Origin of the sequence: Flavicella sp., assembly GCF_029238425.1 — a bacterium.
Lineage (GTDB): Bacteria > Bacteroidota > Bacteroidia > Flavobacteriales > Flavobacteriaceae > Flavicella.
This window is the reverse complement of the sequence record NZ_JAQWGB010000072.1, coordinates 24,536-31,247: the sequence shown is the minus strand read 5'-3', so window position 1 is coordinate 31,247 and position 6,712 is coordinate 24,536. Positions and strand designations below refer to the sequence as shown.

Genomic DNA, 6,712 nt, shown 5'->3' with positions numbered 1-6,712 from the left:
GCAAACCTCCATCTGCAAGCAAGTAAAAATAAAGTTATTGGTAAAATACCAATAGAGATTGATAAAACTCAAACCATTATTGACGAAGCTTCAGGAAAAATACGAAACTTATCCCACGAACTTATTTCTTCCGTTCTTTTAAAATTTGGACTTAGTTATGCTATTCAAGATTTTTGTGAAAAATATTCAAATACTGACTTAGAAATAACCGCTTCTACAGAAAACTTGCAACGCTATGATGAAAGTTTTGAAATCAAAACAAACAATATTATTGAAGAACTTGTTAATAACCTTATCAAACACAGTAAAGCAACCGAAGGACATGTAAATGTGATGGAATATCGTAAAAACCTACATGTCGAAATTGAAGACAATGGTGTTGGCTTTGATACTTCAAAAAAAATTGAATCCAACGGAATTGGAATTCACCAGATTGAAGCTAGAATCAAAATGATGAAAGGTTCTTTTAAAATACACAGTGTTATGGGAGAGGGAACTAGAATTGAATTTACTATCCCAATTACCTACAGATCAGAAGAATACTCTTACTCTCAAAGTTATTCTTAAAAAAGTAAAGTTTTTTTGTAACATTTTTTGACAATCCCTCGTATATATAAAAGCGGAGAAGTTTGAGACCCAACTCAACTTTTGCCAAGCATATAGAAACACTATGAGACAACTGAAAATTACCAAGCAGGTTACCAATAGGGAAACTGCATCGTTAGACAAGTATTTACAAGAAATAGGTAAAGTAGATTTGATTACTGCCGATATGGAGGTAGAATTGGCACAGCGTATCAAAGCGGGTGACCAAGTAGCGTTAGAAAAACTGACAAAAGCGAATTTACGTTTTGTGGTTTCTGTAGCAAAACAATACCAAAATCAAGGATTAACATTACCTGATCTAATCAACGAAGGAAATTTAGGTTTGATTAAAGCAGCTAAACGTTTTGATGAAACTCGTGGTTTTAAATTTATCTCATATGCTGTTTGGTGGATTCGTCAATCTATTCTTCAGGCTTTAGCAGAACAATCTCGTATTGTTAGATTGCCATTGAATAAAATTGGTTCTATCAACAAGATCAATAAAATGTATGCTTTCTTAGAACAAGAAAACGAACGTCCTCCATCAGCGGAAGAAATAGCTAAGAAATTAGATATGACTGTAAATGATGTAAAGGAATCTATGAAAAACTCAGGTCGTCACGTATCAATGGATGCTCCATTAATTGAAGGTGAGGACTCTAACTTATACGATGTACTGAACTCAGGAGAATCTCCTAATCCAGATAAAACTTTATTACATGAATCTTTAAGAGTTGAAATTGAAAGAGCTCTTGAAACTTTAACGCCTCGTGAAGCGGATGTAGTTAAACTTTATTTTGGTCTTGGAGAACACCAGCCAATGACTCTTGAAGAAATTGGAGAAACTTTTGATTTAACAAGAGAACGTGTTCGTCAAATCAAAGAAAAAGCAATTAGAAGATTAAAACACACTTCAAGATCAAAAATCTTGATGACTTACTTAGGATAACCAAGTATTAATAATCAACTACCAAAAACTCTCGATATCTCTATCGAGAGTTTTCTTTTTTTATACTATTTTTGCAAAATAATTATTCAAACATAAAGAAATGAGCAAATTAATTGCCCCTTCGGTTCTTGCAGCAGACTTTGCAAACCTTCAGAAAGATATAGAAATGGTTAACAACAGTGATGCCGATTGGTTTCATATTGATGTAATGGATGGGGTTTTTGTACCTAATATTTCATTTGGAATGCCTGTAGTTCAAGCGATCAAAAAACACGCTAAAAAAACGATGGACGTTCATTTAATGATTGTAAACCCAGATCAATATATTCCTACTTTCAAAAAGATAGGTGCTGATATTTTGACAGTTCATTATGAAGCATGCACTCACTTACATAGAACACTTCAAGCCATTAAAGCAGAAGGCATGAAAGCTGGAGTTGCCTTGAACCCACATACTCCTGTTGCTGTTTTGGAGGATGTTATCAAGGATATTGACATGGTTTGTATCATGAGTGTAAATCCAGGATTTGGAGGACAATCATTTATTGAGAACACTTATAAAAAAGTACAACAATTGAAAAACCTTATTGATTTTGCAGGAGCAGATACCCTTATCGAAATTGATGGTGGAGTGACAGACAAAAACGCCAATTTGTTAGTAGAAGCTGGTGCTGATGTTTTAGTTGCAGGAAGTTACGTATTTGGCGCAGAAGATCCAATTACAACGGTTGCTGAATTGAAAGCAATGGTTAACTAATACTTTCTAATAAATCATAAAAAAGGTGATACTTACGTATCACCTTTTTTTATATCTACAAACAAATTGTAGATACCACTTTTCTCAATTTAATTACCCCTAATGAAATGAGAAACTTCTTTTTCACTTTCGATTTTATATCTTTTATTCAGCATCACTAAGACTCATTTCTGAAGAAGCTTGATTCCATTTTTTGGATTCCTCATCATCAATATAAAAGTATTCATCAGATGGTTTCGGCAAAAATTCTATCTTTTCAATAACCAAATCTCCATAGGCACTTGCTTTCTTTAAATTTGATTTTTCGTTTGTTTGGAAACCTATTTCAATAAAGTCATGGTCACCATCCGAGGTGTAATTATTCCAGTCCTCCCCTGAAAGATCATAATAAAAAGTAGTAGCAACAGGACTCCTATATAACATATCTTCAGCTATATAAACTTTCTCACCGGTTGAATTAGCGTTAACATGTGCTATACGTAATGTTTTGACATCACTATTCTTAATCTTAAGCGTAATCGCAAGAATTGGAGTTTTGTGTGCATCAATATTAGCCGCATTATGTTTTAATTTTGGTGTTTTAAATGCGTCCCAATTCAATTCATAACCCTCTGTAGTTATTCCAGAGTTCACACTTGCACCTCCAGATTTTGTCCAACCAAATGCTTTATGGTCTCCTTTAAAGTCAAAACTTGTTTGCCCTAAAATAAAGACAGGAGCGATAAATATTGAAAGAAGTAACGCTTTTTTCATAATAAATAAATTAGATGAAACAATATACAATACCTCAAAAATAAAACATCATAGTTTTGATCGGTTGGAATATCGATGGACAGCATATTTCTTTCGTTGAATGGAGCTCATGAAAAGATTGGGCATAAAAAAAAGCCAAAACATTTCTGTTTTGGCTTTCATAAATTTTAAATTATTCTATTGTTTAGAATAATGCACTTTTGGTAATGCTTTCAAAGTTGCTGCAGCTTGTTCAGCAGTAATATCTCTTTGCGGACTTGCAAACATTTCATACCCTACCATAAATTTCTTTACTGTTGCTGATCTTAACAACGGTGGGTAAAAGGACATATGGAAATGCCATCCTTCATTATCTCCTCCATCCGTAGGACTTTGGTGAATCCCTGCAGAATATGGGAAAGATACCTCAAACAAGTTATCATACATAATTGTCAATTCTTTTAAAATAGAAGCATAGGACTCCATTTCACTTTGTGACAATTGTGAGATATCTTGATAGTGCTTCTTTGGAACAATCATAGCTTCATATGGCCAAACTGCCCAATATGCAATCAATGCTACGAAATCATCATTTTCCGCTAAAATACGTTCTTTATTCCCTGCCAATTCTTGTTTGATATAATCACCTAACAAACTAGTTCCGTTTGCTTTGAAATATTCTCCTTGCTTTTCTGATTTCTTTACAATTTCACCTGGAATAGAACGCTGTGACCAAATTTGACCATGAGGATGTGGATTACTACATCCCATAATAGATCCTTTATTTTCAAAAATTTGCACATAATTGATTCCGTCTATCGAACCTAATTCCTCGTATTCATTTTTCCAAAGGTTGATAACTTTAGTAATACTAGACTCTTCCATCAAAGGAATTGTCAAAGAGTGATTTGGGGAGAAACAAACTACTTTACAAATACCAGTTTCTACTTCAGATTTCAACAAGCCATCTTCAAATGTTGTTGGTTCATCATTTAAAATTGCAGCAAAATCATTCTGAAAAATGAATGTATCCTTATATTCTGGATTTACATCATCACCTACTCTAGAGTTTCCCGGACATAAGTAACAATTCTCATCGTACTCAGTTGTATCCATCACTGCCTTCTCTTCCTTCTTTCCTTGCCAAGGTCTTTTAGTTCTATGAGGAGATACTAAAATCCACTCTCCAGTTAGAATATTATACCTTCTATGCGATGTTTCATTAATATTTGTAGCCATTATAATTATATTTTTTGAACTCCGTTATTTGTTTTTACTGGAATAGGTGTTAAATCTAGATTACATGCTTCCTTATAAGCTTTTGAAGCATCTGCAACAAAACCATCCACATTCTTTTCATCAATTAAGTTGATGGTACAACCACCAAAACCACCACCCATCATTCTAGCTCCTAGCACTCTATCATCCGCTTTTGCATAGGCTGCTAAGAAATCCAATTCAGGACAACTTACTTCATATAAGTTTTGAAGTCCATCATGTGATTGATTCAATAACTCACCAACAAGTGTAAAGTCATTATTTTTCAATGCTTCTACAGTTGCCTCCACTCTCTTCTGCTCTTGAATTACATGTGTTGATCTTTTAACTCTATCCTCACCTAGCTCAGACTTTAATTCCTCAACCATTTGCTCGGTAGCCTCAACCAACGTCTTAACTTCCGGATATTTAGTTTGAATAATTTCTAATGCCGACTCACATTGCGCTCTTCTTTCGTTGTATGCACTATCTGCTAAGTTGTGAGACACATTTGTATTCAACAACAATAACATATTGGTATTCATTGCTGCTGGAATTGTAGAATACTCAAGCGTTTCGCAGTCTAATAATATAAAGTGATCCTTTTTTCCTTTTACCACAGCAAACTGATCCATCACTCCAACATTGGCTCCAGAGAAAATACGTTCCGCATTCTGACACAATCTAATAATTGTGATATCGTCAATTTCCAAAGAAAATAATTCATTCAAACCTTTTGCAAATCCACATAAAAGTGCCGCAGAAGAAGAAATTCCAGATCCTATTGGTAATTTACTATCCAAAGAGCAATCAAAGCCAGAAACTTTTCCTGGTCTAATTTTATCTATTTCAGATAAAACTCCTGATAAATAACTCAACCAGCCATCCCCTGGTTTTTCTGGGATAGTAATATCAAATGAAAATCCTTCACTAAAGTTTTTACTCAATACATTTGAAATAGTTGCACTTTCATTCTTTTTAAAAGAATAGTAAATACATTTATCAATTGCTGCAGGTAACACGTTACCTCCATTATAATCTATATGTTCACCAATCAAGTTAATTCTACCTGGTGCCTCAATATTCAAAACCTCAGATTCTACTGAAGTAAAGATATTGTCTATTCTATCATATTCTACCTGCGATAATTTCGTACTCATGTGACGCGATAATTTAAGTTAAAGTTTTACAAATATATTAAATGTATTTAATACATTTATAAAAAAGATGTTAAAATCCATGATTTTTCTTTACTTTTGATTTCTATGAGCGCAGAACAATCAAATTTCTACAGTACACAAGACAAAATTTTAATTGCTACAGATTGCATCATTTTTGGCTTTGACAACCAGTCTATAAAGCTACTGATTTTCAAAAGAATAGTTGATCCCTTTGCTGGAGAATGGTCTCTTATTGGAAGTTTTGTCCAAAACAACGAAAGCGTTACCAATGCTGCAAAACGTGTTTTGACAGAAATAACAGGACTAGAGAATGTTTTTATGCAACAATCACAGGTCTATGGGGCCGTAGAAAGAGATCCAGGAGCTCGTTGTATTACAGTTGGACAATATGCTTTGATTAGAATTGAAGACCAAGATATTGAATTGGTTGAAAAACATGGAGCTGTTTGGCATGATCTTGATGAAATGCCAAATTTAGTTTTAGATCATAATCAGCTTGTGGAAGATGCTTTGTCTCAATTACGATTGAAAGCAAGTTATCAGCCTATCGGTTTTGAATTGCTTCCTGAGAAATTTACCATTCCAAGCTTACAAAGGTTGTATGAATCTATTTATCAAAAGAAATTTGATGATAGAAATTTCAGAAAAAAAATCATTGCTTTGGATGTACTCACAAAATTGGATGAAAAAGACAAATCTACTTCTAAAAAAGGAGCTTTTTTATATAAGTTCAACAGAAGAAAATACGACAGATTGGTTGAAAAAGGAATCAACTTTAAGTTGTAGCTAGTTATATTGAGCAATCATATAATTTAGTAAATCCGTAGTCGTTACAATTCCAATCAACTCATGATCTTCAACAATAGGCAAGGCGTGAAATTCATTTTTAGATAAAATTTCTGCTACTTCCTTGATGGTTTTAGATGATATTATTTGAATTGGGTCTTTTACCATGACTTGCTCTACACTTAAATTTTCTAAATAGGTATCTTCTGTTTCTGGTGTATGCTCTTGATTTATATCAGTAAAACTAATTCTCTGTAAATCAGTCAGACTTAAAATACCAATAATATCTTTATTTCTTACCACTGGAATATGTCTAATCTTATAACTTTTAAACAGTTGTTCAGCGTCTAATAATGAATTATTCAATGTAAGGGCAATGACATTAGTGGTCATAATTTGCGAAATAGGCGTATCACTATCCATAATTTTCAGTATTGGTTACACCTTATAAATGTCCTAATCTTT

8 protein-coding genes are annotated in these 6,712 nt (G+C 33.3%); 4 read left to right on the top strand and 4 right to left on the bottom strand.

Annotated features, from left to right (window positions below; translation table 11 throughout):
- From P8H68_RS05035 to rpe, 3 genes are all read left to right on the top strand, one after another.
- On the top strand, positions 1-567 hold a 567-nt coding region (locus P8H68_RS05035; RefSeq protein ID WP_300322290.1), incomplete at its 5' end, for an ATP-binding protein.
- A 103-nt stretch (positions 568-670) separates the two neighbouring features.
- Complete coding sequence (locus P8H68_RS05030) at positions 671-1,534, top strand: sigma-70 family RNA polymerase sigma factor (RefSeq protein WP_152285620.1); 864 nt, start codon at positions 671-673, stop codon at positions 1,532-1,534.
- Positions 1,535-1,634: 100 nt separating this feature from the next.
- Positions 1,635-2,291 carry a ribulose-phosphate 3-epimerase gene (rpe, locus tag P8H68_RS05025; RefSeq protein ID WP_300322289.1) on the top strand — a complete coding sequence of 219 codons (657 nt, stop codon included), beginning with the start codon at positions 1,635-1,637 and terminating at the stop codon, positions 2,289-2,291.
- Positions 2,292-2,435: 144 nt separating this feature from the next.
- On the opposite strand, the gene P8H68_RS05020 is transcribed toward rpe, so the two are convergent.
- The 3 genes from P8H68_RS05020 to galK form a co-directional block, all read right to left on the bottom strand.
- The gene (locus tag P8H68_RS05020) at positions 2,436-3,044 is read right to left on the bottom strand and encodes a hypothetical protein (RefSeq protein WP_300322288.1); all 609 of its coding nucleotides are present in this window, start codon (positions 3,042-3,044) and stop codon (positions 2,436-2,438) included.
- A gap of 177 nt (positions 3,045-3,221) precedes the next feature.
- A complete protein-coding gene (locus P8H68_RS05015) occupies positions 3,222-4,262 on the bottom strand; it encodes a UDP-glucose--hexose-1-phosphate uridylyltransferase (protein ID WP_300322287.1) in 1,041 nt (346 codons plus the stop codon).
- Between the two features lie 5 nt (positions 4,263-4,267).
- Positions 4,268-5,440 (bottom strand): galactokinase, encoded by a 1,173-nt coding sequence (gene galK, locus P8H68_RS05010; RefSeq protein WP_300322286.1) that lies wholly within the window; start codon positions 5,438-5,440, stop codon positions 4,268-4,270.
- A gap of 105 nt (positions 5,441-5,545) precedes the next feature.
- Between galK and P8H68_RS05005 the strand changes: the two genes are divergently transcribed.
- Positions 5,546-6,247 carry an NUDIX domain-containing protein gene (locus P8H68_RS05005; RefSeq protein WP_300322285.1) on the top strand — a complete coding sequence of 234 codons (702 nt, stop codon included), beginning with the start codon at positions 5,546-5,548 and terminating at the stop codon, positions 6,245-6,247.
- On the opposite strand, the gene P8H68_RS05000 is transcribed toward P8H68_RS05005, so the two are convergent.
- A complete protein-coding gene (locus P8H68_RS05000) occupies positions 6,248-6,640 on the bottom strand; it encodes a CBS domain-containing protein (RefSeq protein ID WP_300322284.1) in 393 nt (130 codons plus the stop codon). It abuts the gene before it with no gap.
- Positions 6,641-6,712: the final 72 nt, after the last annotated feature.

Bases quoted from the DNA above. Each gene is read 5' to 3' on its own strand.
- P8H68_RS05030 (WP_152285620.1), top strand. From the start codon at position 671: ATGAGACAACTGAAAATTACCAAGCAGGTTACCAATAGGGAAACTGCA.
- rpe (WP_300322289.1), top strand. From the start codon at position 1,635: ATGAGCAAATTAATTGCCCCTTCGGTTCTTGCAGCAGACTTTGCAAAC.
- P8H68_RS05020 (WP_300322288.1), bottom strand. From the start codon at position 3,044: ATGAAAAAAGCGTTACTTCTTTCAATATTTATCGCTCCTGTCTTTATT.
- P8H68_RS05015 (WP_300322287.1), bottom strand. From the start codon at position 4,262: ATGGCTACAAATATTAATGAAACATCGCATAGAAGGTATAATATTCTA.
- galK (WP_300322286.1), bottom strand. From the start codon at position 5,440: ATGAGTACGAAATTATCGCAGGTAGAATATGATAGAATAGACAATATC.
- P8H68_RS05005 (WP_300322285.1), top strand. From the start codon at position 5,546: ATGAGCGCAGAACAATCAAATTTCTACAGTACACAAGACAAAATTTTA.
- P8H68_RS05000 (WP_300322284.1), bottom strand. From the start codon at position 6,640: ATGACCACTAATGTCATTGCCCTTACATTGAATAATTCATTATTAGAC.